Below are 24582 nucleotides of genomic sequence, written 5' to 3'. Positions count from 1 at the left end.
TACTTATTTAAGTAACTGACTGATGTCTTTCGCTTCCCAATGCGGGAAATGTTTACGTACAAGCGCATTCAGCTCTAGTTCAAACGCTGAGATATCACCTGCTTGTGTTTCAACTTGGGTTAGACTTTCACGTACTAGCCCCGCCCCAACCGTCACATTAGATAAACGGTCGATAATGATGAAACCACCGGTATCTTGACACTCGAGGTAGTGATCCAAGGCCACTGACTCGTTCAGTGTTAGTTCACACAGACCAATGCCATTCAGAGGTAGCTCAGCCGCACTGTGTGTCGACAAATTGTTGATGTCGTATTGATGACGAATCGCCTCTGCACGACCAACAGTCTTCTTACCCGCAATCTTGATGTCGTACTCGCGACCCGGTTGCAATGGTTGCTCTGTCATCCAAACCACATCGGCGAGCAGATGGTTGCTTGACTCGACTTTTGAGTCTTCCAACACGATCAAGTCACCACGGCTGATATCGATTTCGTCTTCTAGAGTCAGAGTGACCGCAAGACCTGCCTGCGCTTTATCGAGATCGCCATCGAATGTTACGATGCGCGCGACAGTCGACGTTTTGCCCGAAGGGAGCGCTTTAATGCGGTCGCCCACTTTCACTTCACCGCCGGCAACCGTGCCCGCAAAACCGCGGAAATCAAGGTTAGGACGATTGACGTACTGTACCGGGAAGCGGAATTCACCGACTTTCTTCTCGCGGTCTACATCAACATTCTCTAACAGCTCAAGCAATGACGGGCCTTCAAACCATGTCATGTTTGCGCTGGCTTCGACCACGTTGTCGCCTTCCAGTGCAGACAGCGGAATGATTTGAATATCTGTTTCGCCTTGCAAGTGCTTAGAGAACTCTAAATACTCTTCACGAATCTCTTCAAAACGCTGCTGTGAGTAGTCGACAAGATCCATCTTGTTAACCGCAACGATAAAGTGCTTCAGACCAAGCAAGTTCGAAATGAATGAATGACGACGCGTTTGATCAAGTACGCCTTTACGCGCATCAATCAAGATCACCGCCAGATCACACGTCGACGCACCCGTCGCCATGTTACGCGTGTACTGCTCGTGTCCCGGCGTATCGGCAATGATGAACTTACGCTTCTGAGTTGAGAAGTAACGGTAAGCCACATCAATCGTGATCCCTTGCTCACGCTCGGCTTGTAGGCCATCAACCAATAAAGCTAAGTCTGGTCGCTCACCCGTTGTTCCCACACGTTGGCTGTCTGAGTGAACGGCTGCTAGTTGATCTTCATAAATTTGTTTTGAGTCATGCAGCAAACGACCGATCAGAGTACTTTTGCCATCATCGACTGAGCCACACGTTAAGAATCTAAGTAGTGACTTGTATTGGTGCTGTTTGAGGTAGCCTTCGATACCTAGCTCTGCTAATTGAGCTTCTACTGCGCTATTCATTTTCTTTCCTTAGATCCTGTTTAGAAGTAACCCTGACGCTTTTTCAGCTCCATCGATCCTGACTGATCGTGGTCGATCGCTCGGCCCTGACGTTCACTCGATGTTGCAACCAGCATCTCTTCGATAATGCCTGTCAGCGTGTTGGCTTCTGATTCGATCGCACCAGTCAGTGGGTAACAACCCAACGTACGGAAGCGAACGCTTTTCTCTTCAATTTTCTCGCCTGGTTGTAGCTTCATTCGCTCGTCGTCGACCATGATCAACATGCCGTCACGCTCTACTACCGGACGCTTCTCTGAAAGATAAAGCGGTACGATCTCGATATTTTCTAAGTAGATGTATTGCCAGATATCTAGCTCAGTCCAGTTAGATAGTGGGAATACACGGATGCTTTCGCCTTTATTGATTTGGCCGTTGTAAGTACGCCAAAGCTCTGGACGTTGATTCTTAGGATCCCAGGTGTGGTTCTTGTCGCGGAACGAGTAAACACGCTCTTTCGCACGCGATTTTTCTTCATCACGACGCGCCCCGCCGAATGCAGCGTCAAAACCGTATTTGTTCAGCGCTTGCTTCAGGCCTTGAGTTTTCATGATGTCGGTGTGCTTTGACGAACCATGCTCAAACGGGCTGATGCCCATTGCCAAACCTTCTGGGTTCTTGTGAACCAAAAGCTCAAAGCCGTATTTTTCTGCCGTACGGTCACGGAACTCGATCATCTCTTTGAATTTCCAATCCGTATCAACGTGTAGAAGCGGGAAAGGAATCTTGCCTGGGTAAAACGCTTTACGTGCAAGATGCAGCATGACTGATGAATCCTTACCGATGGAATACATCATCACTGGGTTATCAAATTCAGCAGCGACTTCACGGATGATATGGATACTCTCCGCTTCCAACTGCTTCAAATGGGTTAATCGTTCTTGGTCCATGTTAGGGCTTCCTTTACGACTCTTAATGAGCTTCTGACTAGTCAAAATTTGGTGTTAGGCAAATTGGCGTTGCTGCTCATCTGCCTGCTGTGAAGTCGAGAACCACGCCAGCTTTTCTGACAGTGATACGACTTCTCCGATTACGATTAGCGACGGTGACTGCGCGCCTTGGGCAAGTTCAGCGAGTTGAGCAAGCTGACCTTTAAATACCTTTTGGGTTGCTTGTGTCCCGCGCTCAATAATGGCGATCGGTGTGTTTGGATTACGTCCGTGTTCAATTAACTGGGCTTGAATGTACTCAGACTTCATCAAGCCCATATAGATAACTAAGGTTTGGTTGCCACGCGCCAGTGTCGACCAATCCATTTGGTCGCTCTCTGCTTTCAAGTGTCCGGTAATAAACATCGCTGACTGAGCAAAATCGCGATGGGTGAGCGGAATCCCGGCATACGCGGTCGCACCTGCAGCGGCGGTAATTCCAGGGACAACATGAAATGAAATGCCCGCATCTGCTAAAACTTCTAACTCTTCACCGCCACGACCAAAAATGAATGGATCGCCGCCTTTGATGCGCACCACGCGATGACCTTGCTTGGCAAAGTCGACCAATAACTGGTTGGTTTTTTCTTGAGGAACACTGTGGTGACCTGCGCGTTTACCCACACAAACTTGGATAGTGTCGCTAGGCACAAGAGACATGATTTCATCGGAGACAAGGTAGTCAAACAGCACAACGTCTGCTTGTTGTAAAAAACGCAGCGCCTTTAATGTCAGTAACTCAACGTCGCCCGGTCCTGAGCCCACTAGCGCGACTTCGCCATGGCCAAGCAAACTGCTACCAATCGAGTTTAAGTTTGTTTGTTCATTGCGCTGCTTGTGTGGATTACTCAGAGGAAACTGAGAAACCGTATCCTTACTCGCCATCATGTCATCCTCTTTCTGTTAATGAGGGCATTATGGCGTTCAATACATATTACCTGAAATTCTAAAATTTCATTTTTTATACTATTTATTAATAAGACAACATACAGAGGAAGAATATAGACGAGAGATTTTTGAGAGATTGTCAGCAGAGTCCAGTATAACCAACATGTTAGATCACACTTTACGACTCACTGAAATCATCGTTTCATATCATTTTGTTACATTAAGCATGGTGCTAACAAACGCTATCGGAGCTTAAAAATGAAATTAGCAGTGAAACCTCTTTCTTTAGCAGTCTTGGGTGGGATGCTGACCATGGCTGGTCCAGCAATGGCTGATACCATCAAACTACGTATTGTCGAGACAACTGACATCCATACCAACGTGATGGATTACGATTACTACAAAGACAAACCAAGCCAAAAGATTGGTCTGACTCGCGCTGCTACTTTGGTTAAACAAGCCCGAGCGGAAGTGGAAAACAGCGTATTAGTCGACAACGGCGACCTGATTCAAGGAAGCCCAATGGGTGACTACATGGCTGCGAAAGGCATCGAAAAAGGCGAAGTCCATCCTGTTTATAAAGCGATGAATACGCTTGACTACGATGTAGGCAATATTGGTAACCACGAATTTAACTATGGTTTAGAGTTCCTCGCAGAAACCCTTAACGACGCTGATTTCCCGTATGTAAACGCTAACGTATTTGATAAGAAAACGGGTGAACATTACTTCAAACCTTACATCATCAAAACGCACACTTTTAAAGATGTCGACGGTGCTGAACACGAAATTAAAGTGGGCTACATTGGTTTCGTTCCACCGCAAATCATGGTGTGGGATAAGAAGAATTTAGAAGGCAAAGTGTTTGCCAAAGACATCAAAGAAACCGCACAAAAACTGGTCCCAGAAATGAAAGCGGCGGGCGCGGATGTGATCGTGGCGATTCCTCACTCTGGTGTCTCGTCTGACCCACATAAAGTCGGTGCAGAAAACTCCACTTACTACTTATCTGAAGTAGAAGGCATCGATGCGATTGCCTTTGGCCACTCTCACGCGGTGTTCCCGGGTAAAGGTTTTGACAACATTCCAGGTGTTGATAATCAGAAAGGCACCATCAACGGTGTAGCCGCGGTGATGCCGGGACGTTGGGGTAGCCATGTAGGTGTGATTGACCTTGAGCTAAAAGAGCAAAATGGTCAGTGGCAGGTAGTAACTGCACAGTCTGAAGCCCGACCTATTTACGATAAAAGCGCCCAGAAACCGCTGGCAGAAGCCGATGCGGGAATCGTTAAAGCACTTGAAGCTGACCATAAAGGGACGCGTGAATTTGTTAATCAGCCAATTGGCAAAGCCAATGATGTGATGTACAGCTTCTTAGCACTCGTGCAAGACGACCCAACAGTACAGATCGTTAACCTCGCACAAAAAGATTACGTAGAACGTTTTATCCAAGGTGATCCAGACTTGGCCGATATCCCTGTGTTGTCAGCAGCCGCACCGTTTAAAGCCGGTGGCCGTAAGAATGACCCAGCAAACTTCACCGAAGTCGAATCAGGACAGCTAACGTTCCGCAACGCAGCCGACCTTTACCTCTACCCGAACACCCTAGTGGCGATGAAAGTAACCGGTAAAGAAGTCAAAGAGTGGTTGGAATGCAGCGCGGGTCAATTCAAACAAATCGACATCAACAGCACCGCACCTCAAAGTCTTATCGACTGGGATGGCTTCCGCACTTACAACTTTGACGTGATTGATGGTCTGACTTACCAAATCGACGTGACCCAGCCAGCGAAGTACGATGGTGACTGTAAAGTCGTCAACCCAGACGCGCAGCGTATCGTTGGTTTAACCTACCAAGGAAAACCGATCGACATGAAGCAAGACTTCATCATCGCGACCAATAACTACCGTGCGTACAGCAATAAGTTCCCGGGCACAGGCTCTGACTTCGTTGCGTTCGATTCACCAGACGAAAACCGCTCTGTGATTGCTGCCTACATTACTCGCGTGAGCCAAGAAAATGGCGAGTTTGCACCAAGTGCGGACAACAACTGGTCGTTTGCGCCGATTCAATCGGAGAAAGCGTTGGATATTCGCTTTGAAACTTCTCCAAGCGAAAAAGCCGCTGACTTCATCAAAGCAAAAGGCCAATACCCGATGAAACACGTCGCTACCGACGATGTCGGTTTTGCGGTCTACCAAATCGACTTGCAAAAATAATTGGTAAGATATCCTCCCAAGCCGCGATAACCGTCGCGGCTTTTTTCATCCTCGTGATGACCAAAAGTGCGGTAAAATCAGAGCACTGTTTTACTCACCTGTTACTCGCCATGTTTGAACGTTTCCAACAACAACTCACTGACAACGGTTTTAACCCTCAAGAGATTGAGCAACTGACCCATTCTGCGCAGTTAATTGAACTGCCGACTCGTCATATCTTGTTGCACCAAGGCCAAGTCGCAGAGGAGATATTCTTCCTGCTAGAGGGTATCTGTCACTCAGCCTATCTGACCGACAAAGGCAAAGAGTTCAGTAAAGAGTTTTATTGGGAGAACGATTGGATCATTGGATTTGAGAGCCTGATAAAACAGCAAGCCTCGCCGTATCTTTTGGAATCATTGACGCCTTGCACCTTGATTACGCTGCCAGTTGAAACACTGCGAGCTTGGCGCGAACAGAAACACAGCGTCTACCTCAAGCTGCTTGAAACCCAACTGATGTATAAAGAAAACAAAGAGCGTTTTATGCTGCTATACAGCCCCGAGCAACGCTACGAATTGTTCTGCCAGCATTATCCAGAGCTACTCGAACGCTTAAACGACTACCAAATCGCGGCCTATTTGGGTATTACGCCGATCAGTTTGAGCCGGATTAAAAAGCGCGCACAAAGTTAACAATTGTTAATGCCTTTTGTTCGCTAGCCTGTTAATTTTCAGAGACTTTTGTTTATCTTTGAGAGCGATATGATCCACTGGCAACTTGTCCCGTTTACTCAACTGACTACGCAGCAACTTTATCAATTACTCCAACTGCGAGTAGATGTATTCGTCGTCGAGCAAACTTGTCCTTACCCAGAGCTGGATGGTAAAGATTGTCTTCCGCAAGTGCATCACCTGTTGGGATATAAAGAGGATGAACTGATAGCTTGTGCGCGTTTATTACCTAAAGGCGTAAGCTACCCTTCTGTCAGTATTGGACGCGTCGCAACTAAGCAAACACATCGTGGTGGTGGTCTTGGCCATCAGTTGATTCAGCAAGCTTTGGCTGGTTGTGAACACCTTTGGCCTCAATCGGATATCGAGATCGGTGCGCAAGAGCACCTCGCTGACTTTTACGCTCAACATGGTTTTGTTGCAACTTCAGCAATGTATCTCGAAGACGATATCCCCCATATCGATATGAAGCTGTCTAAGTAAGACCCGTTCGTGTCCCCTCACTACTTGGCAATTTTATTATTGGTCATCGGGAATTTAGCCGCCTCTTTATCCGATGTTGCGGTGAAAATTCTCGATGGTGGCGTGCCTGTATATCAATATGTGTTTATTCGTCAGTTACTGTCAGCGTTAGTGATTTTGCCACTGTGGTTACGACAACCGTCTGAGCAACGAAGGCTACGCAAACCGATACTCAATATTTTTCGCGCTCATATTCTGATCATCGGTAGTGGCTGCATGGTCGTGGCGGTAACGCACCTCCCGCTGGCAACCGCCAACGCGATTTTCTACGCGGCGCCGCTACTGATGCTGCCACTCTCAACCTTGTTGTTGAAAGAAACGCCACCGCTTGGCAAAGTCATCGCCACCATCATAGGTTTTGTAGGTGTGCTGGTGGTGCTCAGACCGTCAGAGTTTCACTGGGCGGCTGTTTTCGCTCTAGGAACCGCGATGACTATTGCGTTATTCAACATTACCGCACGTCAATTACCTGTCGAACAATCGATCGTCACGACACTGTTTTGGACCAGTGTGTTGTCATTGCCACTTACCGCAAGCGTCGCTTTAGTTAATTGGACGCCAATAGATTCCCACGTTTTGTTATTGATTCTTGGCAGTGCGAGTTTGATTTTGCTGTACAACGGCTTAGCGGTGGCCGCTTACCAAAAGGCACAAGCTGGGAATATCGCAGTGGCAGAGAACTCCGGGCTGCTGTTTGTAACACTCTTTGGCGTGATGTGGTTTGATGAAGTGCCTGACTGGCTAACTGCGGTAGGAATTTTGATGATTGTCGCTCCACTGATCCCTTGGCATTCGCTAAGAGTGCGCAGAGCGACAAAGTAGTAGTTATTTGCTGCGACCGAATCCACCGTCCGATAAACGGAAGAACATCACCGATTGGCCACTTTTCTCTAACTGTAAGATATCCAATTTACCCTCTTCGGTCAGTTTATAGCGCACTAACTGGCCTTGCTTGATATAGCTAAGCGGCTTGTCATTGCCTTCAACTTTTACTAACGCATTCAAATCGGCCATCGGTAAGCCATTGCTGCGAAATACTTGCGCCAATGTGTCGCCACTTTTCACTTCGTATTCCTGCCACTCTTTTGAGGTTAACTCAGTTTCACCCGCGATCGTCTGTTCACTTAAACCGGAAGTGTTGATATCAATCTCTACTCGTTGTGGCGTAGATGGCGTGACTTCCTGCTTTGAATCAGGAAAAGGAATCAACAGCAGTAGAAGAACGATAGGCGCTAATACCATCAATGCGCGCTGATGCAACTTAGGCAGTCGATTCCAGTTTTGTTGGATCTTATCTTTGATTTCTGACCAATCTATCGAAGACCATTTCTGCTTAATGAGCTCAATATAATCTACGTTTTGCTGCTTCTTTTTCTTTCTGCGATTCATCGCATCTCTTCTCCCGAAAAGGCTTCAGTTCAAGTATAAAAACCAAGCGCACATGAGTATAGGAAATTTCTCTCAAGTTAGTTATACAGAAGTCAAAATTGAGCGGCAATGCAGGGAAAGTAGATCTAAATCTCACATTGCTTGGTGCAAGAATGGATTGAGAGGTGAACATTTCATCGTGCCGCTAATACTGGTATCCTTACGCACTTCACACACCATATAAAGAGAGACACTAAATGTCTGAAGTAAAATTTGAGACTGTAGAGCAAAAAGCAAGCTACGGTATCGGTCTACAGATGGGTCAGCAACTTGCGGGTTCTGGTCTTGAAGGTTTGAACGTTGATGCTATCGCAGCGGGTATCGCGACTGCTCTAGTTGGTGACATGCCAGCTATCGAAATCGACGAAATCAACAAAGCACTTCAAGAGCTACACCAGCGCGCTGAAGCAGCACGTCAAGAAGCAGCTAAAGCTGCAGCTGCTGATGGTGAAGCATTCCTAAAAGACAACGCTCTACGTCCTGAAGTAACTGTTCTTGAGTCTGGTCTACAGTACGAAGTTATCACTGAAGGTACTGGTGAAATTCCAACTTCAGACAAGCAAGTACGTGTTCACTACCACGGCGAGCTAACTGATGGCACTGTGTTCGACAGCTCAGTATCACGCGGTCAACCAGCTGAGTTCCCTGTAACTGGCGTAATCAAAGGTTGGGTTGAAGCACTTCAACTAATGCCTGTTGGTTCTAAGTGGAAACTATACATCCCACAAGACCTTGCATACGGTGAGCGTGGTGCAGGTGCAGCAATTCCTCCATTTGCAGCACTAGTATTCGAAGTTGAGCTACTAGACATCCTATAATCATTAATGAGATGAGCTTAACTTAAAACGGTGGCCTAAATGCCACCGTTTTTGTTTTATGTAACAATAATAATAAACGAGCGATTAGGAGAAATGATGAATAACAAACTCGTTATTGCAGTACTGGCAAGCGCGGTACTTTTCGGCTGCCAAAACACTTCTAGTGGTACGCAAGAGAGCTCAACAACAACTAACAGCTACAGCTCTATGGCAAGCAGCGCATTGTTTGCAGCAGCAAACGCATGGGGACAACAAAATCAACAGTCATCAACGTTGGCTGACGCGATTCAACAGAGTACTAACGTAACCTCTGAGCAGGCTCTAGGTGGTGTGGGTTCACTACTGGCTCTAGCGCAAAACAACTTAGGTGAAAGCCAAAACAGCGAACTTGCTGGTTTGATCCCAGGTTATGACAGTCTTCAATCGACAGGTCTAACAGCGATGATCGCGAATAACGAGACCGTTAAAAGCGCGTTTACAGCACTTGGTATGGATCCATCACTGATTTCAACTTTTGTACCAATCATTCTGCAAACACTGCAAAGCCAAGGTGCAAGCTCAAGCCTACTTAGCAGCTTAGGTACAATCTGGCAGTAAGTTCTATCACCAGATAGATTAACGAACAAACAATATCGCTGATGCCGTAGAGATAGATTGCTACCATCGGCGATTTTTTATATCTAAAGGCTGGGCAGATTTCAGATACAAAAAAGCCGAGCTAATGCTCGGCTTTTCCGTTCTTACGAACCTGATTACTCAGCAGCTTCTTCAGCAGCTGGGCGATCTACAAGCTCAATGTAAGCCATTGGAGCTTTGTCACCAGCACGGAAGCCAGCTTTTAGGATACGAGTGTAACCGCCCTGACGAGCAGCAAAACGTGGACCTAGTTCGTTAAATAGTTTTGCAACTACTTCGTTGTCACGAGTACGTGCAAATGCTAGACGACGGTTAGCAACGCTGTCAGTCTTAGCTAGTGTAATCAAAGGCTCAACTACGCGACGTAGCTCTTTTGCTTTTGGCAGTGTAGTCTTGATAACTTCATGACGTACTAGAGAGCTAGCCATATTGCTGAACATCGCTTTACGATGTGAGCTGTTGCGGTTGAGTTGACGACCACTCTTACGATGGCGCATGACCTAATCCTTCTAACTATTATCGATTAATCTTCAGCGATAGACGCTGGTGGCCAGTTTTCTAGGCGCATGCCCAGAGACAGACCACGTGATGCAAGTACGTCTTTAATCTCTGTAAGAGATTTTTTACCAAGGTTAGGCGTTTTAAGTAGCTCAACCTCAGTACGCTGTACAAGATCACCGATGTAGTGAATCGCTTCTGCTTTCAGACAGTTAGCAGAGCGAACTGTTAGTTCAAGATCGTCTACAGGACGCAGTAGGATCGGATCGAATTCTGGCTTCTCTTCCTTCTCCTCAGGTACACGTACATCACGTAGATCTACGAACGCATCCAATTGCTCAGCAAGAATAGTTGCTGCGCGACGGATTGCTTCCTCAGGGTCTAGAGTACCGTTCGTTTCCATGTCGATAACAAGCTTGTCTAAGTCTGTACGCTGCTCTACACGAGCTGCTTCAACAGAGTAAGCAATCTTGTCTACTGGGCTGTACGTAGCGTCAACCAGTAGGCGACCAATTGGACGCTCATCTTCTTCAGTATGGATACGAGCTGAAGCTGGAACGTAACCACGACCACGTTCAACTTTGATACGCATAGCGATCTCAGCGTTGTCATCCGTTAGGTGACAAATAACGTGTTCTGGGTTAGCGATCTCTACATCACCATCATGGGTGATGTCACCTGCAACCACAGGGCCTGAGCCTGATTTGTTCAGTGTAATAAACACTTCATCTTTGCCTTCGGCAACGCGTACAGCCAAACCTTTAAGGTTTAGAAGAATTTCAAGAATATCTTCCTGAACGCCTTCTTTAGTGCTGTATTCGTGTAGAACGCCTTCAATCTCTACTTCTGTAACTGCACAACCTGGCATAGAAGATAGAAGAATACGGCGAAGTGCATTACCTAGAGTATGACCAAAGCCACGCTCTAATGGCTCAAGAGTTACTTTTGCGTGAGTCGTGCTAACTTGTTCGATGTCAACAAGACGTGGCTTAAGAAATTCTGTTACAGAACCCTGCATTGTGTCCTCTCTTTAGTTTAAACCTTACTTAGAGTAAAGCTCGACGATCAGTTGTTCGTTGATGTCAGCAGACAGATCTGAACGCTCAGGCAGACGCTTGAACGTACCTTCCATCTTGCCACCATCTACTTCAATCCAAGTTGGTTTTTCGCGTTGTTCTGCAACTTCTAGAGCCGCTTTAATACGAGATTGCTGTTTAGCTTTCTCGCGGATAGAAACAACGTCGTTAGCCGCAACTTTGAAAGAAGGAACGTTTACAACTTTACCGTTAACTAGGATAGCTTTGTGGCTAACTAGCTGACGTGCTTCTGCGCGAGTTGCGCCAAAGCCCATGCGGTAAACTACGTTATCAAGACGACCTTCAAGAAGCTGAAGTAGGTTTTCACCAGTGTTGCCTTTAAGGCGAGCTGCTTCTTTGTAGTAGTTACGGAATTGTTTTTCTAGAACGCCGTACATGCGACGAACTTTTTGCTTCTCACGAAGCTGAACGCCATACTCAGATAGACGACCGCGACGAGCGCCGTGTACACCTGGTGCGTTATCAATTTTACACTTGGTATCGATCGCGCGAACACCAGACTTAAGGAATAAGTCAGTGCCTTCACGACGGCTAAGCTTCAGCTTAGGACCCAAATATCTTGCCATGATCTTTCTCCAATTATCCTAGAAACGTTATACGCGACGTTTCTTAGGTGGACGACAACCGTTATGAGGGATTGGTGTAGCATCAACGATGTTTGTGATGCGGAAACCAGCTGCGTTCAGTGCGCGAACAGTAGATTCACGACCTGGACCAGGACCCTTAACCATAACTTCCAAGTTCTTTAGACCGTACTCTTTAGCCATTTCAGCACAACGCTCAGCAGCAACCTGTGCAGCGAACGGAGTAGACTTACGAGAACCACGGAAACCTGAACCACCTGCAGTAGCCCATGCAAGAGCGTTGCCTTGACGGTCAGTGATAGTTACGATTGTGTTATTGAAAGATGCATGGATGTGCGCAACGCCATCTGCAACTTGCTTGCGTACGCGCTTACGAGCGCGAGTTGGTTGTTTAGCCATTGTACTCTACCTTCCCGATTATTTCTTGATCGGCTTACGCGGACCCTTACGGGTGCGAGCGTTGGTTTTAGTACGCTGTCCACGTAGTGGTAGACTGCGACGATGACGAAGACCACGGTAACAGCCAAGGTCCATAAGACGCTTGATGTTCATAGATACTTCACGACGTAGATCACCTTCTACAGTGTACTTAGCTACACCATCACGCAGTTGATCGATCTGCTCTTCAGTTAGTTCACTGATCTTAACATTTTCAGCAATACCCACTTCAGCTAGGATAGCTTGAGAGCGAGTTTTACCGATGCCGTAGATCGCAGTTAGAGCGATTACAGCATGCTTCTGATCAGGAATGTTAATGCCGGCTATACGGGCCATTATTCACTCCTAAGTGTTTCTATAAAAGAATTAGCCACAGCAAAGCCCGTTATGGATACGCTGTGGGATACTACTTCTTTTGCACGCAAAAGGTAGGCCGAGGAATATACTCGACACTACCTTATATTTCAAGTAAAAATTTCTGCTGATTAGCCTTGGCGCTGCTTGTGCTTTGGCTCACTGCAAATCACGCGAACGACACCGTTACGCTTGATAACTTTACAGTTACGGCAGATTTTTTTAACGGAAGCACGAACTTTCATTGCTAAACTCCGTAAATGAAACTGAAACTACCGCCGAATTAACGGCCGTAGCCTTTCAGATTCGCTTTCTTCAACACAGAATCATACTGTTGAGACATCATATGAGTCTGTACCTGTGCCATAAAGTCCATGATAACAACCACTACGATAAGTAGTGATGTACCGCCGAAGTAGAAACGTACGTTCCACGCGACCATCATGAACTCCGGAATCAGACAGATAAAGGTGATGTATAACGCACCAGCAAGGGTTAAACGCGTCATCACTTTATCAATGTACTTAGCTGTCTGCTCACCTGGGCGGATACCGGGTACGAATGCACCGGACTTCTTCAAGTTATCTGCTGTTTCACGCGGGTTGAAAACCAACGCCGTGTAGAAGAAACAGAAGAAAATAATCGCTGCTGCATAAAGCATTACATACAGAGGTTGACCTGGGCTAAGAGCCAAAGACACGTCAGTTAACCAACCGAACGCGCTGCTCTCACCGTTCTGACCAAACCACTGAGCCAGTGTTCCTGGGAACAGGATAATACTTGATGCAAAAATCGCTGGAATAACACCTGCCATATTAATTTTAAGTGGCAAGTGAGTGCTTTGCGCAGCAAATACTTTACGACCTTGTTGACGCTTCGCGTAGTTTACAACGATACGACGTTGACCACGCTCCATGAAAACAACAAAGTAAATAACCGCGAATGCTAGTACAGCAATTAACAGCAGAAGAAGTACATGCAATTCACCTTGACGCGCTTGCTCGACTGTTTGACCGATTGCCGAAGGCAATCCAGCAACAATACCTGCAAAGATTAGTAACGAAATACCGTTACCAATTCCACGCTCTGTAATTTGTTCACCTAACCACATTAGGAACATGGTGCCGGTTACTAAACTTACGGTAGCAATTAGCGTAAACATGGTTTGGTTGATAACAACCAGATTGTCGACCATGTTTGGTAAGCCTGTTGCAATACCAATAGCCTGGAATGTCGCAAGTACAAGCGTGCCGTAGCGTGTGTATTGGCTGATCTTACGACGGCCTGCTTCACCCTCTTTTTTGAGTTCAGCTAACGCTGGATGAACTACAGTTAGCAGTTGGACAACAATAGATGCCGAAATATACGGCATGATGCCCAACGCTAATATAGATGCACGCTCAAGAGCACCACCGGAGAACATGTTAAACATTTCTACGATGGTACCTTTTTGCTGTTCGAACAAATCGGCAAGTACAGCAGCGTCAATACCAGGAATCGGCACAAAAGAGCCTGCTCGGAATACTAAAAGTGCACCAATTACGAATAATAAGCGCGACTTTAGTTCACTTAAGCCGCTCTGAGCACTACGAAAATCTTGTCCTGGTTTCTTAGCCATCTGTACCTCGTTCCTCGAGATTATTCCTCGATTTTACCGCCTGCAGCTTCGATTGCAGCTTTAGCGCCTTTAGTCACACGTAGACCTTTAACAGTCACTGCTTTGTTAATTTCACCAGATAGAACAACTTTTACAAATTCGATGTTCTTAGTGATAACGTTAGCAGCTTTAAGGCTGTTTAGATCTACTACGTCACCAGTTACTTTCGCTAGCTCAGCTAGACGAACTTCAGCAGACACTAGGCTCTTACGAGAAGTGAAACCGAATTTAGGTAGACGTTGTTTTAGAGGCATCTGACCGCCTTCAAAACCTGGACGAACTGAACCGCCAGAACGTGACTTTTGACCTTTGTGGCCACGGCCACCAGTTTTACCTAGGCCAGAACCGATACCACGACCTACGCGCTTCGCAGAAGGCTTAGAGCCCGCAGCCGGTGATAGAGTATTCAAACGCATTCTGATTACTCCTCAACTTTAACCATGTAGTAAACCTTGTTGATCATGCCGCGCACGCACGGAGTATCTTCAAGTTCTACTGTGTGGTTGATTTTACGAAGGCCCAGACCTTTAAGACACGCTTTGTGCTTTGGTAGGCGACCAATTGAGCTTTTAGTTTGAGTTACTTTAATAGTTGCCATGGTGTTCTTACTCCGAAATAGATTCAACAGTTAGACCACGTTTAGCAGCAACCATTTCTGGCGACTTCATGCTACCTAGTGCATCGATCGTTGCACGAACGATGTTGATAGGGTTCGTAGAACCGTATGCTTTAGATAGTACGTTGTGTACGCCAGCAACTTCTAGTACTGCACGCATCGCACCACCTGCGATTACACCAGTACCTTCTGCAGCAGGCTGCATGTAAACTTTAGAGCCCGAGTGGCGACCTTTCACTGGGTGGTGAAGAGTGCCTTCGTTAAGAGCGATCGTAGTCATGTTACGACGCGCTTTTTCCATTGCTTTTTGGATCGCTGCAGGTACTTCACGAGCTTTGCCGTAACCGAAACCTACGCGACCGTTACCGTCACCAACTACTGTTAGTGCAGTAAAGCTCATGATTCGACCACCTTTAACCGTTTTAGAAACACGGTTAACGGCGATTAGCTTTTCTTGCAAATCATTCGCTTGAACTTGTTGTTCTTTAGCCATCGTCCAACCCTACCTTAGAATTTCAGACCAGCTTCGCGAGCAGATTCTGCTAGCGCCGCTACTCGACCGTGGTATTGGAAACCAGAACGATCAAATGCAACTGACTCAACGCCTTTCTCAAGAGCGCGCTCAGCAACAGCTTTACCTACTGCTTTAGCTGCATCGATGTTACCAGTGTTTTTCACTTGCTCACGGATCGCTTTTTCTACAGTAGAAGCTGCTGCGATAACCTCAGAGCCGTTCGCTGCGATAACCTGAGCGTACACGTGACGAGGAGTACGGTGTACAACTAGGCGAGTCGCACCCAGTTCTGCAATCTTACGACGTGCGCGTGTAGCACGACGGATGCGAGATGCTTTCTTATCCATAGTGTTACCTTACTTCTTCTTAGCTTCTTTAGTACGCACATTTTCATCTGCGTAACGAACACCTTTGCCTTTGTAAGGCTCAGGTTGACGGTAAGAACGAATGTCAGCCGCAACTTGACCAACTAGTTGTTTGTCACAACCAGTGATCACGATTTCAGTTTGGCTTGGACATTCCGCTTTAATACCCGCTGGCAACTCGTGCTCAACTGGGTGTGAGAAGCCTAGTGTTAGGCCTACAGCGTTGCCTTTGATAGCAGCACGGTAACCAACACCTTTAAGAGTTAGCTTCTTAGTAAAGCCTTCAGTAACACCAACAACCATGTTGTTAACTAGAGCGCGAGCAGTACCTGCTTGTGCCCATGCGTTTACAACACCTTCGCGTGGACCGAAAGTAAGATTGTTATCTTCCTGAGCAACAACTACCGCATCATTAAGAACGCGTGATAGTTCGCCTTTAGCACCTTTTACAGTGATTTCTTGGCCGTTTAGTTTCACCTCTACGCCAGCTGGAATAGCGACAGGTGCTTTTGCAACACGAGACATAGTCTACTCCTTATTAAGCTACGTAGCAGATGATTTCACCGCCAAGACCTGCTTTACGTGCAGCACGGTCTGACATCAGACCCTTGGAAGTTGAAACGATAGCAACACCAAGACCACCCATTACAGAAGGAAGTTCATCTTTCTTCTTGTAAACACGTAGACCTGGACGAGAAACACGTTTAAGTTGCTCGATTACTGGTTTAGCTTGGAAGTACTTAAGTGTAACTTCTAGCTCAGGTTTTGCTTCGCCTTCAACAGCGAAGTCAACGATGTAACCTTCAGCTTTTAGTAGTGCAGCAATTGCAACTTTAAGCTTTGAAGAAGGCATTTTTACAGCAACTTTGTTTGCTGCCTGACCGTTACGAACGCGGGTCAGCATATCCGAAATCGGATCTTGCATGCTCATATGATTTACTCCAAATGATTAAGTGGCAATTACCAGCTAGCCTTACGAAGACCCGGAATCTCGCCTTTCATGCAAGCTTCACGAACCTTAATACGGCTTAGACCGAACTTACGTAGGTAACCGTGTGGACGACCAGTTTGGTTACAACGGTTGCGCTGACGTGATGCACTTGAATCACGTGGAAGAGATTGCAGTGTTAGAACCGCATTCCAACGATCTTCTTCAGATGCGTTTACATCGCTGATGATAGCTTTTAGCGAAGCACGCTTTTCAGCAAACTTAGCTACTAGCTTTGCACGTTTAGCTTCACGTGCTTTCATTGATTGTTTAGCCATAACAGTAACCCTTCACCTTACTTACGGAATGGGAAGTTAAAGGCAGCCAGCAGAGCACGGCCTTCCTCATCAGTACCAGCAGACGTCGTAATAGTGATGTCTAGACCGCGTACTCGATCAACTTTATCAAAGTCGATTTCCGGGAAGATGATTTGCTCGCGAACGCCCATGCTGTAGTTACCGCGACCGTCAAAAGACTTAGCGCTAACACCACGGAAGTCACGTACACGTGGAAGAGCGATCGAAATTAGACGCTCAAGAAAATCCCACATACGTTCGCCACGCAAGGTTACTTTACAACCGATAGGGTAGCCTTCACGGATTTTGAAACCTGCAACAGATTTGCGCGCTTTTGTGATAAGTGGCTTTTGACCAGAGATCGTTGCCATATCAGACGCTGCATTTTCTAGCAGTTTCTTATCGTTGATTGCTTCACCAACACCCATGTTTAGGGTGATTTTCTCGATTCTAGGGACTTGCATGACGCTTGTGTAACCGAACTGTTTGGTCAGTTCAGCGACTACAGACGACTTGTAGTAATCATGCAGTTTCGCCATAGTAGAACTCCAAATTACTTCTATTAGTTAGAAACGGTTTCGCCGTTAGACTTGAAGAAACGAACTTTCTTGCCATCTTCGAAACGGAAACCGATACGGTCAGCTTTACCAGTAGCTGCGTTAAAGATTGCAACGTTAGAAGCGTCAATTGCTGCTTCTTGTTCAACGATGCCACCTTGTTGACCTAGAGCCGGAACCGGCTTTTGGTGTTTCTTAACAAGGTTGATACCTTCAACGATAACTTTACCGGTTGCTAGAACCTTAGTTACTTTACCTTTCTTGCCTTTATCTTTACCAGCAAGAACGATTACTTCGTCATTACGACGGATTTTAGCTGCCATCTTACGTGCTCCTTACAGAACTTCTGGAGCCAGTGAAACGATCTTCATGAACTTATCGCCACGAAGTTCGCGAGTCACAGGACCAAAGATACGTGTACCGATTGGTTGCTCAGTATTGTCATTTAACAGTACGCAAGCATTACGGTCGAAGCGAATGACAGAACCGTCTGGACGACGTACGCCTTTACGGGTGCGAACTACCACCGCCTTCAGTACATCACCTTTTTTAACTTTACCGCGAGGAATTGCTTCCTTAACAGTAACTTTGATGATGTCACCGATATGTGCATAACGGCGGTGAGAGCCACCCAGAACCTTAATACACATTACGCTGCGAGCGCCTGAGTTATCAGCTGCGTCCAGCATACTTTGCATTTGGATCATGTTAGTGCTCCGCTAAATATATAAAAAAACTAGACCCTCACGGGTCGGGCTGCCTCTTTAAAAGGGACGCGAATTGTACCACCCTTTTTTGTGATTGGGTAGTCAAAAAATAAGCGGCTCCAAAAAAAATTTGGAGCCGCTTTTTTTATAGAAGAAACAAAATTAGATTTTCGCTTTTTCTACAACTTTTACCAAAGTCCAAGACTTAGTCTTAGACAGTGGACGACACTCTGCGATTTCAACTGTGTCGCCTAGGCCACACTCGTTGTTCTCGTCATGTGCGTGTACTTTAGTCGTACGTTTAACGTATTTACCGTAGATTGGGTGTTTTACGAAACGTTCGATAGCAACAGTGATAGACTTGTCCATCTTGTCGCTAACAACACGACCTTGTTGAGTACGTTTTACTTCGCTCATTATGCGCCTGCCTTCTCAGTCAAAACAGTTTTCACACGTGCGATATCACGGCGTACAGCTTTCAGAGTATGAGTTTGCTGTAGTTGACCAGTCGCAGCCTGCATGCGCAGGTTGAACTGTTCGCGTAGCAAATTCAATAGCTCAGCGTTAAGCTCTTCAACGCTCTTTTCGCGTAGATCTTGTGCTTTCATCACATCACCTGCTTAGTTACAAATGTAGTCTTGAATGGCAGTTTACGAGCCGCTAGGCGGAACGCTTCACGAGCCAATTCTTCAGGTACACCACCCATTTCGTACATAACCTTACCAGGTTGGATTTGGGCTACCCAGTACTCAACGTTACCTTTACCCTTACCCTGACGAACTTCAAGTGGTTTTTCTGTGATTGGTTTGTCTGGGAACACACGGATCCAGATTTTACCTTGACGCTTAACGTGACGTGTCATCGCACGACGTGCCGCTTCGATTTGACGAGCAGTTAGACGACCACGGCCAACAGCTTTAAGACCGAATTCGCCGAAGCTTACATCAGTACCTTTAGCTAGACCACGGTTACGACCTGTGTGAACCTTACGGAACTTAGTACGTTTAGGTTGTAGCATCTGTCGACTCCTTACTTACGGCCTTTACGCTGCTTCTTAGGCTTATCGCCTTTAGGCTCTACAGCGTTAGCTGCTGGCATACCGCCTAGAATCTCACCTTTGAAGATCCAAACTTTAATGCCGATCACACCGTATTGAGTGTGAGCCGAAGAAGTTGCGTAATCAATGTCAGCACGTAGAGTGTGTAGAGGCACACGGCCTTCACGGTACCACTCAGAACGTGCGATTTCAGCGCCGCCTAGACGACCGCTTACTTCCACTTTGATACCTTTAGCGCCTAGACGCATTGCGTTTTGTACCGCGCGCTTCATAGCACGACGGAACATAACACGACGCTCTAGCTGAGACGCGATGCTATCACCTACAAGCTGTGCATCTAGCTCAGGCTTACGTACTTCAGCGATGTTGATTTGCGCTGGTACACCTGCAATTTTAGCTACAGCTGCGCGTAGTTTTTCTACGTCTTCACCTTTCTTACCGATTACAACGCCTGGACGAGCAGTGTGAATAGTCACACGGATGCTCTTAGCAGGACGCTCGATAACGATGCGTGAAAGTGATGCTTTTTTCAGTTCACTCGTAAGGAACTGACGTACCTTGAAGTCGCCGTCTAGGTTGTCAGCGAAATCTTTGGTGTTAGCAAACCATGTAGCATTCCAAGGCTTAACGATGCCTAGACGAATACCATTAGGATGTACTTTTTGACCCATTGCTTACTCTCCTAGTCTCTTAGCGATCTGCTACAACAACAGTGATGTGGCTTGAACGCTTCAAGATACGATCCGCACGACCTTTAGCACGAGGCATAATACGCTTCATGATCGGGCCTTCATCTACGAAGATTTTTGCGACATTTAGATCGTCAATATCTGCGCCTTCATTGTGCTCCGCGTTAGCGATAGCTGACTCAAGAACTTTCTTGATTAGATCAGCAGCTTTTTTGTTGCTGAACGTCAAGATTTCTAGAGCTTGGTCTACAGATTTTCCACGAATTTGGTCCGCAACTAAGCGAGCTTTCTGAGGCGAAATGCGAGCAAAGTTATGTTTAGCTAGTGCTTCCATCATCTACTCCTTAACGCTTCTTAGCTTTCTTATCCACGACATGGCCGCGGTAAGTACGTGTTGGTGCGAATTCACCCAGTTTGTGACCGATCATTTCTTCGGTTACGAAAACTGGTACGTGCTGACGACCATTATGGACAGCGATGGTCAAACCGATCATCGTAGGGATGATCATTGAGCGACGGGACCAAGTCTTAATAGGCTTCTTGTCTCCGCTTTCCACCGCTTTCTCTACCTTCTTCAGCAAGTGTAGGTCAATAAAAGGACCTTTCTTGAGAGAACGTGGCATGGCGATTCCTCTTTATATAGATTACTTGTTACGACGACGTACGATGTACTTGTCAGTGCGTTTGTTCTTACGGGTCTTGAAGCCTTTAGTTGGCATACCCCAAGGAGATACTGGGTGACGACCACCTGAAGTACGACCTTCACCACCACCGTGTGGGTGGTCAACCGGGTTCATTACCACACCGCGAACGGTTGGACGAACACCGCGCCAGCGGTTAGCACCAGCTTTACCTAGTTCACGAAGCATGTGCTCAGAGTTGCCTACTTCACCGATTGTTGCACGGCCTTCAGACAATACTTTACGCATCTCACCAGAACGTAGACGGATAGTTACGTATGCACCGTCGCGAGCAACGATTTGTGCATATGCACCAGCCGAACGAGCTAGCTGACCACCTTTACCAGGCTTAAGTTCAACGTTGTGTACAGTTGAACCTACTGGGATGTTACGCATTGGAAGTGCGTTACCAGCTTTGATTGGTGCATCCGCACCAGACTGGATTGCATCACCAGCTTGAACACCTTTAGGTGCTAGGATGTAACGACGCTCACCGTCTGCGTACAGCACTAGAGCAATGTTTGCGCTACGGTTTGGATCGTATTCTAGACGCTCAACTTTCGCTGGGATGCCATCTTTAGTACGTTTAAAATCAATTACACGGTAGTGGTGTTTGTGACCACCGCCGATGTGACGTACTGTGATACGACCGTTGTTGTTACGACCACCGTTCTTAGAGTTTTTCTCTAGAAGAGGTGCGTAAGGCTTACCCTTGTGTAGGTCAGCGTTAACAACTTTAACAACGTGACGACGACCAGCCGAAGTCGGCTTACATTTAACAATAGCCATTTCTCAACTACTCCTGTTATTCCGCGCCGCCAACAAAGTCAAGATCTTGACCTTCTTTCAAAGTAACGTACGCTTTCTTAACGTCGCTGCGGCGACCTTGGCGTAGACCTTGACGTTTGGTCTTACCCTTAGTAATAAGAGTATTTACAGACTTAACTTCAACTTCAAATAGCTTTTCTACAGCTGCTTTGATCTCTTTCTTAGTTGCATCGATAGATACTTTGAAAACGATAGTGTTCGCTTTCTCTGCAGCCATAGTTGCTTTTTCAGAGATGTGCGGTGCACGTAGAACTTTTAGGATACGCTCTTCAGTGATCATGCTAGCATCTCCTCAACTTGCTTAACTGCTTCAGCAGTCATTAGAACCTTGTCAAACGCGATTAGAGATACTGGATCGATACCAGCAACATCACGTGCGTCAACTTTGTATAGGTTACGAGCAGCTAAGAATAGATTCTCGTCTACTTCGCCAGTAACGATTAGTACATCGTTAAGCTCAAGCTCTTTAAGCTTAGCTACTAGCTCTTTAGTTTTTGGTGCTTCTACTGAGAAGTTATCAACAACGATTAGACGCTCTTGACGAACAAGCTCAGAAAGAATGCTCTTCATAGCACCACGGTACATTTTTTTGTTTACTTTTTGGCTGTGATCTTGTGGTTTCGCAGCAAAAGTAACACCACCTGTACGCCAGATTGGGCTACGGATTGTACCAGCACGCGCACGGCCAGTACCTTTTTGACGCCATGGCTTAGCGCCACCGCCAGAAACTTCTGAACGTGTTTTTTGAGCACGAGTACCTTGACGAGCACCTGCTGCAAATGCAACAACTACTTGGTGTACAAGAGCTTCGTTAAACTCACGTCCGAAAGTAGTTTCGGAAACAGTTAGTGCATCGGCACCTTTAACCATTAGTTCCATTACTTACTCCTGAGACGTTATGCTTTAACAGCTGGTTTAACGATCACGTTGCCGCCAGTTGCGCCTGGGACTGCACCTTTAATAAGAAGCAGGTTGCGCTCAGCGTCAACACGTACGATCTCTAGGTTTTGAGTCGTTACACGCTCAGCACCCATGTGACCTGCCATTTTCTTGCCTTTAAATACGCGACCTGGAGTCTGACATTGACCGATAGAACCAGGAGCACGGTGAGACAATGAGTTACCGTGAGTCATATCTTGAGTACGGAAGTTCCAACGCTTAACTGCGCCTTGGAAACCTTTACCCTTAGATGTACCAGTAACGTCTACTTTCTTAGTTTCGTTGAATAGTTCAACAGTTAGTTCAGCACCAACCTCGAACTCTTCACCGTTTTCTAAACGGAATTCCCAAAGACCGCGACCAGCTTCAACGCCAGCTTTAGCAAAGTGACCTGCTTCAGCTTTGTTTACGCGGTTAGCTTTCTTAGAACCAGCTGTAACCTGGATTGCTGCGTAGCCGTCTGTTTCAAGAGTTTTCACTTGAGAAACACGGTTAGCTTCAACCTCAACAACAGTTACTGGGATAGAAACGCCTTCTTCAGTAAATACGCGGGTCATGCCCACTTTACGACCGATTAGACCAATCATACTTCTAATCTCCCTTAACCTAGGCTAATTTGAACGTCAACGCCCGCAGCAAGGTCTAGACGCATTAGAGCATCAACAGTTTTGTCTGTTGGCTCAACGATGTCGATTAGACGCTTGTGAGTACGGATTTCGTACTGGTCACGTGCTTTCTTGTTAACGTGTGGAGAGATAAGAACTGTGAAACGCTCTTTACGAGTTGGTAGTGGGATTGGACCACGAACCTGTGCGCCAGTGCGCTTAGCTGTTTCAACGATTTCCGCTGTAGAAGCATCGATTAGTTTGTAATCGAAAGCTTTTAGGCGGATACGGATACGTTGGTTCTGCATGAGACAGAGCTCCAATTATAAAAAATTACACAAACAATATCGCCACTCAGACTCGTCAAGACGAGAGAATGCCGATTGATTTATGTGAAACCGTAGCATCCAAGATTAGGACGCATTGTCAGTTAATTTTCGATTAACTATCCCTACATGCCAAAGTCACCTCTGGGGATAGTTTTTCCGAAGAAAAGATAGCTAATTGTATTAACCGCGAACATAAGCTGAGTCTACATTACCTAACAAACCCTTAAGTTTATTAGCTCCTCACTGCTCATTGGTTCACAACTGGCTTAACCAGTGCGCTGCATTATACAGATCACAATTTCAGTTGCAAGGGGTGTTTGAAAATTAAGCGGAATTAATTGCGGACAAAGAAAAGCGCACAGAACCAAACCCTGTGCGCTTAATTAACCAACGATTCAGTGACGATGATTATGCGAGTCGCTGACGGACCGCTTCAAACAAACACACGCCTGAAGCAACCGATACGTTTAGGCTCGATACACTACCCGCCATTGGGATTTTGATCAGATCATCGCAAGTTTCGCGCGTTAGGCGGCGCATCCCATCACCTTCAGCTCCCATCACGATCGCCAATGGCCCTGTTAGCTTGGCTTGATAGATATCGTGCGTCGCTTCACCTGCGGTGCCAACAAACCAAATCCCCTGCTCTTGCAGCGCGCGCATCGTACGAGCCAAGTTGGTCACGCGCACTAGCGGAACGGTTTCAGCTGCGCCGCAAGCAACTTTACTGACTGTAGCATTGATATTGGCTGACTTATCTTTTGGTACGATAACCGCAGCCACACCCGCCGCGTCCGCATTACGCAGACAAGCACCTAGGTTATGTGGGTCAGTGACACCATCAAGCACTAATAACAGTGGTGCATCATGTTTTGCCAAGATATCGTCGAGATCATTCTCGTTTAGCTGCTTAGCCGGTTTTACTCGCGCCATCACACCTTGGTGGTTCGCGCCACGAGCTTTGTCGTCGAGTGTTTTACGCGTCATCTGCTGGATCGAAACGCCGATTTGTTGCAGTTCGTTAAGAATTGGCATCAAACGGTCATCCTGGCGACCTTTTAAAACAAACGCTTCAATAAAACGCTCCGGCTCACGCGCCAATACTGCTTTTACTGCGTGAATACCGTAAATAAATTCATTACTCATTAACTAAACCTGTT

The 24582-nt window shown here is 46.5% G+C and carries 39 protein-coding genes; 6 read left to right on the top strand and 33 right to left on the bottom strand.

Going from position 1 to position 24582, the window contains the following annotated elements; all coding sequences use genetic code 11:
- Positions 1–3: 3 nt before the first annotated feature.
- The 3 genes from cysN to cobA are packed head-to-tail and all read right to left on the bottom strand — an operon-like array spanning position 4 to position 3284.
- Positions 4–1431, bottom strand: a complete 1428-nt coding sequence (gene cysN, locus AKJ31_RS16145) for a sulfate adenylyltransferase subunit CysN (protein WP_053410116.1) — start codon at positions 1429–1431, stop codon at positions 4–6.
- Positions 1432–1451: 20 nt separating this feature from the next.
- On the bottom strand, positions 1452–2387 hold the full coding sequence (cysD, locus tag AKJ31_RS16140) for a sulfate adenylyltransferase subunit CysD (protein ID WP_281173358.1): 936 nt from the start codon (positions 2385–2387) through the stop codon (positions 1452–1454).
- Positions 2388–2414: 27 nt separating this feature from the next.
- Positions 2415–3284 carry a uroporphyrinogen-III C-methyltransferase gene (cobA, locus tag AKJ31_RS16135; RefSeq protein WP_053410135.1) on the bottom strand — a complete coding sequence of 290 codons (870 nt, stop codon included), beginning with the start codon at positions 3282–3284 and terminating at the stop codon, positions 2415–2417.
- Positions 3285–3545: 261 nt separating this feature from the next.
- Here cobA and cpdB point away from each other — a divergent pair, with 261 nt between their 5' ends.
- The 4 genes from cpdB to AKJ31_RS16115 all read left to right on the top strand — a co-directional run bounded on the left by cpdB (position 3546) and on the right by AKJ31_RS16115 (position 7564).
- The gene (gene cpdB / locus AKJ31_RS16130; protein WP_053410114.1) at positions 3546–5507 is read left to right on the top strand and encodes a 2',3'-cyclic-nucleotide 2'-phosphodiesterase; all 1962 of its coding nucleotides are present in this window, start codon (positions 3546–3548) and stop codon (positions 5505–5507) included.
- A 110-nt stretch (positions 5508–5617) separates the two neighbouring features.
- Positions 5618–6181 (top strand): Crp/Fnr family transcriptional regulator, encoded by a 564-nt coding sequence (locus AKJ31_RS16125; RefSeq protein WP_053410134.1) that lies wholly within the window; start codon positions 5618–5620, stop codon positions 6179–6181.
- 69 nt (positions 6182–6250) lie between these two features.
- Positions 6251–6703 (top strand): GNAT family N-acetyltransferase, encoded by a 453-nt coding sequence (locus AKJ31_RS16120; protein ID WP_053410113.1) that lies wholly within the window; start codon positions 6251–6253, stop codon positions 6701–6703.
- A 9-nt stretch (positions 6704–6712) separates the two neighbouring features.
- Positions 6713–7564, top strand: a complete 852-nt coding sequence (locus AKJ31_RS16115) for a DMT family transporter (RefSeq protein WP_053410112.1) — start codon at positions 6713–6715, stop codon at positions 7562–7564.
- A gap of 3 nt (positions 7565–7567) precedes the next feature.
- Here the strand turns inward: AKJ31_RS16115 and AKJ31_RS16110 are convergent, their stop codons facing one another.
- The gene (locus tag AKJ31_RS16110) at positions 7568–8131 is read right to left on the bottom strand and encodes a LysM-like peptidoglycan-binding domain-containing protein (protein WP_053410111.1); all 564 of its coding nucleotides are present in this window, start codon (positions 8129–8131) and stop codon (positions 7568–7570) included.
- Positions 8132–8367: 236 nt separating this feature from the next.
- Between AKJ31_RS16110 and bamJ the strand changes: the two genes are divergently transcribed.
- Complete coding sequence (gene bamJ, locus AKJ31_RS16105; RefSeq protein WP_053410110.1) at positions 8368–8988, top strand: BamJ family beta-barrel-assembly machinery protein; 621 nt, start codon at positions 8368–8370, stop codon at positions 8986–8988.
- Between the two features lie 96 nt (positions 8989–9084).
- A complete protein-coding gene (locus AKJ31_RS16100) occupies positions 9085–9585 on the top strand; it encodes a DUF2780 domain-containing protein (RefSeq protein WP_053410109.1) in 501 nt (166 codons plus the stop codon).
- A 155-nt stretch (positions 9586–9740) separates the two neighbouring features.
- Here AKJ31_RS16100 and rplQ read toward each other — a convergent pair whose 3' ends face one another.
- The 29 genes from rplQ to rlmB form a co-directional block, all read right to left on the bottom strand.
- Positions 9741–10121 (bottom strand): 50S ribosomal protein L17, encoded by a 381-nt coding sequence (gene rplQ / locus AKJ31_RS16095; RefSeq protein ID WP_005383141.1) that lies wholly within the window; start codon positions 10119–10121, stop codon positions 9741–9743.
- A gap of 26 nt (positions 10122–10147) precedes the next feature.
- Positions 10148–11140 (bottom strand): DNA-directed RNA polymerase subunit alpha, encoded by a 993-nt coding sequence (locus tag AKJ31_RS16090; RefSeq protein ID WP_004410407.1) that lies wholly within the window; start codon positions 11138–11140, stop codon positions 10148–10150.
- Positions 11141–11164: 24 nt separating this feature from the next.
- Positions 11165–11785, bottom strand: coding sequence for a 30S ribosomal protein S4 (rpsD, locus tag AKJ31_RS16085; RefSeq protein WP_006963204.1), 621 nt, complete (start codon positions 11783–11785; stop codon positions 11165–11167).
- Positions 11786–11812: 27 nt separating this feature from the next.
- Positions 11813–12202, bottom strand: a complete 390-nt coding sequence (gene rpsK / locus AKJ31_RS16080) for a 30S ribosomal protein S11 (RefSeq protein ID WP_001118870.1) — start codon at positions 12200–12202, stop codon at positions 11813–11815.
- Positions 12203–12220: 18 nt separating this feature from the next.
- Entirely contained in the window at positions 12221–12577 is a 357-nt protein-coding gene (gene rpsM / locus AKJ31_RS16075; RefSeq protein WP_005383154.1) for a 30S ribosomal protein S13, read from the bottom strand.
- 149 nt (positions 12578–12726) lie between these two features.
- Entirely contained in the window at positions 12727–12840 is a 114-nt protein-coding gene (gene rpmJ / locus AKJ31_RS16070; protein WP_000868186.1) for a 50S ribosomal protein L36, read from the bottom strand.
- Between the two features lie 38 nt (positions 12841–12878).
- Positions 12879–14213, bottom strand: coding sequence for a preprotein translocase subunit SecY (gene secY / locus AKJ31_RS16065; RefSeq protein ID WP_053410108.1), 1335 nt, complete (start codon positions 14211–14213; stop codon positions 12879–12881).
- Positions 14214–14233: 20 nt separating this feature from the next.
- Entirely contained in the window at positions 14234–14668 is a 435-nt protein-coding gene (rplO, locus tag AKJ31_RS16060; protein WP_006963206.1) for a 50S ribosomal protein L15, read from the bottom strand.
- A gap of 5 nt (positions 14669–14673) precedes the next feature.
- A complete protein-coding gene (gene rpmD, locus AKJ31_RS16055; protein WP_004410429.1) occupies positions 14674–14850 on the bottom strand; it encodes a 50S ribosomal protein L30 in 177 nt (58 codons plus the stop codon).
- 7 nt (positions 14851–14857) lie between these two features.
- On the bottom strand, positions 14858–15361 hold the full coding sequence (gene rpsE / locus AKJ31_RS16050) for a 30S ribosomal protein S5 (RefSeq protein ID WP_004745894.1): 504 nt from the start codon (positions 15359–15361) through the stop codon (positions 14858–14860).
- Positions 15362–15375: 14 nt separating this feature from the next.
- Positions 15376–15729, bottom strand: a complete 354-nt coding sequence (rplR, locus tag AKJ31_RS16045; RefSeq protein WP_004410436.1) for a 50S ribosomal protein L18 — start codon at positions 15727–15729, stop codon at positions 15376–15378.
- Between the two features lie 9 nt (positions 15730–15738).
- A complete protein-coding gene (gene rplF, locus AKJ31_RS16040) occupies positions 15739–16272 on the bottom strand; it encodes a 50S ribosomal protein L6 (RefSeq protein ID WP_053410107.1) in 534 nt (177 codons plus the stop codon).
- Between the two features lie 13 nt (positions 16273–16285).
- Entirely contained in the window at positions 16286–16678 is a 393-nt protein-coding gene (rpsH, locus tag AKJ31_RS16035; protein ID WP_053410106.1) for a 30S ribosomal protein S8, read from the bottom strand.
- A gap of 29 nt (positions 16679–16707) precedes the next feature.
- A complete protein-coding gene (gene rpsN / locus AKJ31_RS16030; RefSeq protein WP_053410105.1) occupies positions 16708–17013 on the bottom strand; it encodes a 30S ribosomal protein S14 in 306 nt (101 codons plus the stop codon).
- A gap of 17 nt (positions 17014–17030) precedes the next feature.
- Positions 17031–17570: a 50S ribosomal protein L5 gene (gene rplE, locus AKJ31_RS16025; RefSeq protein ID WP_053410104.1), complete on the bottom strand. Its 540-nt coding sequence runs from the start codon at positions 17568–17570 to the stop codon at positions 17031–17033.
- A 23-nt stretch (positions 17571–17593) separates the two neighbouring features.
- Positions 17594–17911, bottom strand: coding sequence for a 50S ribosomal protein L24 (gene rplX / locus AKJ31_RS16020; protein WP_014230668.1), 318 nt, complete (start codon positions 17909–17911; stop codon positions 17594–17596).
- Positions 17912–17923: 12 nt separating this feature from the next.
- Positions 17924–18295, bottom strand: coding sequence for a 50S ribosomal protein L14 (rplN, locus tag AKJ31_RS16015; RefSeq protein WP_053410103.1), 372 nt, complete (start codon positions 18293–18295; stop codon positions 17924–17926).
- A 162-nt stretch (positions 18296–18457) separates the two neighbouring features.
- Positions 18458–18712: a 30S ribosomal protein S17 gene (gene rpsQ / locus AKJ31_RS16010; RefSeq protein WP_053410102.1), complete on the bottom strand. Its 255-nt coding sequence runs from the start codon at positions 18710–18712 to the stop codon at positions 18458–18460.
- Positions 18712–18903 (bottom strand): 50S ribosomal protein L29, encoded by a 192-nt coding sequence (gene rpmC, locus AKJ31_RS16005; RefSeq protein WP_004410456.1) that lies wholly within the window; start codon positions 18901–18903, stop codon positions 18712–18714. The genes rpsQ and rpmC overlap by 1 nt, the downstream gene beginning before the upstream one ends.
- The gene (rplP, locus tag AKJ31_RS16000) at positions 18903–19313 is read right to left on the bottom strand and encodes a 50S ribosomal protein L16 (RefSeq protein WP_053410101.1); all 411 of its coding nucleotides are present in this window, start codon (positions 19311–19313) and stop codon (positions 18903–18905) included. Before rplP ends, rpmC begins: the two co-directional genes overlap by 1 nt.
- An 11-nt stretch (positions 19314–19324) precedes the next feature.
- The gene (gene rpsC, locus AKJ31_RS15995) at positions 19325–20023 is read right to left on the bottom strand and encodes a 30S ribosomal protein S3 (protein ID WP_005471060.1); all 699 of its coding nucleotides are present in this window, start codon (positions 20021–20023) and stop codon (positions 19325–19327) included.
- Between the two features lie 19 nt (positions 20024–20042).
- Positions 20043–20375: a 50S ribosomal protein L22 gene (gene rplV, locus AKJ31_RS15990; RefSeq protein ID WP_004745877.1), complete on the bottom strand. Its 333-nt coding sequence runs from the start codon at positions 20373–20375 to the stop codon at positions 20043–20045.
- 10 nt (positions 20376–20385) lie between these two features.
- Positions 20386–20664, bottom strand: coding sequence for a 30S ribosomal protein S19 (gene rpsS, locus AKJ31_RS15985; RefSeq protein WP_004745876.1), 279 nt, complete (start codon positions 20662–20664; stop codon positions 20386–20388).
- Between the two features lie 21 nt (positions 20665–20685).
- A complete protein-coding gene (gene rplB, locus AKJ31_RS15980) occupies positions 20686–21510 on the bottom strand; it encodes a 50S ribosomal protein L2 (protein ID WP_053410100.1) in 825 nt (274 codons plus the stop codon).
- Positions 21511–21526: 16 nt separating this feature from the next.
- On the bottom strand, positions 21527–21829 hold the full coding sequence (rplW, locus tag AKJ31_RS15975) for a 50S ribosomal protein L23 (RefSeq protein WP_053410099.1): 303 nt from the start codon (positions 21827–21829) through the stop codon (positions 21527–21529).
- A complete protein-coding gene (gene rplD / locus AKJ31_RS15970) occupies positions 21826–22428 on the bottom strand; it encodes a 50S ribosomal protein L4 (RefSeq protein ID WP_053410098.1) in 603 nt (200 codons plus the stop codon). Before rplD ends, rplW begins: the two co-directional genes overlap by 4 nt.
- A gap of 17 nt (positions 22429–22445) precedes the next feature.
- Positions 22446–23075, bottom strand: coding sequence for a 50S ribosomal protein L3 (gene rplC, locus AKJ31_RS15965; protein WP_005456132.1), 630 nt, complete (start codon positions 23073–23075; stop codon positions 22446–22448).
- A gap of 14 nt (positions 23076–23089) precedes the next feature.
- Entirely contained in the window at positions 23090–23401 is a 312-nt protein-coding gene (gene rpsJ / locus AKJ31_RS15960; RefSeq protein WP_004410492.1) for a 30S ribosomal protein S10, read from the bottom strand.
- Between the two features lie 429 nt (positions 23402–23830).
- Complete coding sequence (gene rlmB / locus AKJ31_RS15955; protein WP_053410097.1) at positions 23831–24568, bottom strand: 23S rRNA (guanosine(2251)-2'-O)-methyltransferase RlmB; 738 nt, start codon at positions 24566–24568, stop codon at positions 23831–23833.
- Between the last annotated feature and the right edge of the window lie 14 nt (positions 24569–24582).

It is taken from the genome of Vibrio hepatarius (genome assembly GCF_001274785.1).
Classification (GTDB): domain Bacteria; phylum Pseudomonadota; class Gammaproteobacteria; order Enterobacterales; family Vibrionaceae; genus Vibrio; species Vibrio hepatarius.
This window is presented reverse-complemented; position numbering and strand designations above follow the sequence as displayed.

What these genes read in the sequence shown, in the direction of transcription:
- rplX (WP_014230668.1), bottom strand. Translation starts at nt 17,911, where the DNA reads ATGGCAGCTAAAATCCGTCGTAATGACGAAGTAATCGTTCTTGCTGGT.
- rplP (WP_053410101.1), bottom strand. Translation starts at nt 19,313, where the DNA reads ATGCTACAACCTAAACGTACTAAGTTCCGTAAGGTTCACACAGGTCGT.
- rplR (WP_004410436.1), bottom strand. Translation starts at nt 15,729, where the DNA reads ATGGATAAGAAAGCATCTCGCATCCGTCGTGCTACACGCGCACGTCGT.
- rpsJ (WP_004410492.1), bottom strand. Translation starts at nt 23,401, where the DNA reads ATGCAGAACCAACGTATCCGTATCCGCCTAAAAGCTTTCGATTACAAA.
- cobA (WP_053410135.1), bottom strand. Translation starts at nt 3,284, where the DNA reads ATGGCGAGTAAGGATACGGTTTCTCAGTTTCCTCTGAGTAATCCACAC.
- secY (WP_053410108.1), bottom strand. Translation starts at nt 14,213, where the DNA reads ATGGCTAAGAAACCAGGACAAGATTTTCGTAGTGCTCAGAGCGGCTTA.
- rpsD (WP_006963204.1), bottom strand. Translation starts at nt 11,785, where the DNA reads ATGGCAAGATATTTGGGTCCTAAGCTGAAGCTTAGCCGTCGTGAAGGC.
- rplW (WP_053410099.1), bottom strand. Translation starts at nt 21,829, where the DNA reads ATGATCACTGAAGAGCGTATCCTAAAAGTTCTACGTGCACCGCACATC.
- rplN (WP_053410103.1), bottom strand. Translation starts at nt 18,295, where the DNA reads ATGATCCAAATGCAAAGTATGCTGGACGCAGCTGATAACTCAGGCGCT.
- rpmD (WP_004410429.1), bottom strand. Translation starts at nt 14,850, where the DNA reads ATGGCAACTATTAAAGTAACTCAAACTAAAAGCTCAATTGGTCGCCTA.
- rpsK (WP_001118870.1), bottom strand. Translation starts at nt 12,202, where the DNA reads ATGGCTAAACAACCAACTCGCGCTCGTAAGCGCGTACGCAAGCAAGTT.
- cysN (WP_053410116.1), bottom strand. Translation starts at nt 1,431, where the DNA reads ATGAATAGCGCAGTAGAAGCTCAATTAGCAGAGCTAGGTATCGAAGGC.
- rpmC (WP_004410456.1), bottom strand. Translation starts at nt 18,903, where the DNA reads ATGAAAGCACAAGATCTACGCGAAAAGAGCGTTGAAGAGCTTAACGCT.
- rpsS (WP_004745876.1), bottom strand. Translation starts at nt 20,664, where the DNA reads ATGCCACGTTCTCTCAAGAAAGGTCCTTTTATTGACCTACACTTGCTG.
- rpsQ (WP_053410102.1), bottom strand. Translation starts at nt 18,712, where the DNA reads ATGAGCGAAGTAAAACGTACTCAACAAGGTCGTGTTGTTAGCGACAAG.
- cpdB (WP_053410114.1), top strand. Translation starts at nt 3,546, where the DNA reads ATGAAATTAGCAGTGAAACCTCTTTCTTTAGCAGTCTTGGGTGGGATG.
- AKJ31_RS16110 (WP_053410111.1), bottom strand. Translation starts at nt 8,131, where the DNA reads ATGAATCGCAGAAAGAAAAAGAAGCAGCAAAACGTAGATTATATTGAG.
- rpsC (WP_005471060.1), bottom strand. Translation starts at nt 20,023, where the DNA reads ATGGGTCAAAAAGTACATCCTAATGGTATTCGTCTAGGCATCGTTAAG.
- rplB (WP_053410100.1), bottom strand. Translation starts at nt 21,510, where the DNA reads ATGGCTATTGTTAAATGTAAGCCGACTTCGGCTGGTCGTCGTCACGTT.
- rplO (WP_006963206.1), bottom strand. Translation starts at nt 14,668, where the DNA reads ATGCGTTTGAATACTCTATCACCGGCTGCGGGCTCTAAGCCTTCTGCG.
- rplE (WP_053410104.1), bottom strand. Translation starts at nt 17,570, where the DNA reads ATGGCGAAACTGCATGATTACTACAAGTCGTCTGTAGTCGCTGAACTG.
- rplF (WP_053410107.1), bottom strand. Translation starts at nt 16,272, where the DNA reads ATGTCTCGTGTTGCAAAAGCACCTGTCGCTATTCCAGCTGGCGTAGAG.
- rpsH (WP_053410106.1), bottom strand. Translation starts at nt 16,678, where the DNA reads ATGAGCATGCAAGATCCGATTTCGGATATGCTGACCCGCGTTCGTAAC.
- rplV (WP_004745877.1), bottom strand. Translation starts at nt 20,375, where the DNA reads ATGGAAGCACTAGCTAAACATAACTTTGCTCGCATTTCGCCTCAGAAA.
- rplC (WP_005456132.1), bottom strand. Translation starts at nt 23,075, where the DNA reads ATGATTGGTCTAATCGGTCGTAAAGTGGGCATGACCCGCGTATTTACT.
- rpmJ (WP_000868186.1), bottom strand. Translation starts at nt 12,840, where the DNA reads ATGAAAGTTCGTGCTTCCGTTAAAAAAATCTGCCGTAACTGTAAAGTT.
- rpsE (WP_004745894.1), bottom strand. Translation starts at nt 15,361, where the DNA reads ATGGCTAAAGAACAACAAGTTCAAGCGAATGATTTGCAAGAAAAGCTA.
- rplD (WP_053410098.1), bottom strand. Translation starts at nt 22,428, where the DNA reads ATGGAACTAATGGTTAAAGGTGCCGATGCACTAACTGTTTCCGAAACT.
- AKJ31_RS16100 (WP_053410109.1), top strand. Translation starts at nt 9,085, where the DNA reads ATGAATAACAAACTCGTTATTGCAGTACTGGCAAGCGCGGTACTTTTC.
- rplQ (WP_005383141.1), bottom strand. Translation starts at nt 10,121, where the DNA reads ATGCGCCATCGTAAGAGTGGTCGTCAACTCAACCGCAACAGCTCACAT.
- AKJ31_RS16120 (WP_053410113.1), top strand. Translation starts at nt 6,251, where the DNA reads ATGATCCACTGGCAACTTGTCCCGTTTACTCAACTGACTACGCAGCAA.
- bamJ (WP_053410110.1), top strand. Translation starts at nt 8,368, where the DNA reads ATGTCTGAAGTAAAATTTGAGACTGTAGAGCAAAAAGCAAGCTACGGT.
- rpsM (WP_005383154.1), bottom strand. Translation starts at nt 12,577, where the DNA reads ATGGCCCGTATAGCCGGCATTAACATTCCTGATCAGAAGCATGCTGTA.
- AKJ31_RS16125 (WP_053410134.1), top strand. Translation starts at nt 5,618, where the DNA reads ATGTTTGAACGTTTCCAACAACAACTCACTGACAACGGTTTTAACCCT.
- AKJ31_RS16090 (WP_004410407.1), bottom strand. Translation starts at nt 11,140, where the DNA reads ATGCAGGGTTCTGTAACAGAATTTCTTAAGCCACGTCTTGTTGACATC.
- rpsN (WP_053410105.1), bottom strand. Translation starts at nt 17,013, where the DNA reads ATGGCTAAACAATCAATGAAAGCACGTGAAGCTAAACGTGCAAAGCTA.
- rlmB (WP_053410097.1), bottom strand. Translation starts at nt 24,568, where the DNA reads ATGAGTAATGAATTTATTTACGGTATTCACGCAGTAAAAGCAGTATTG.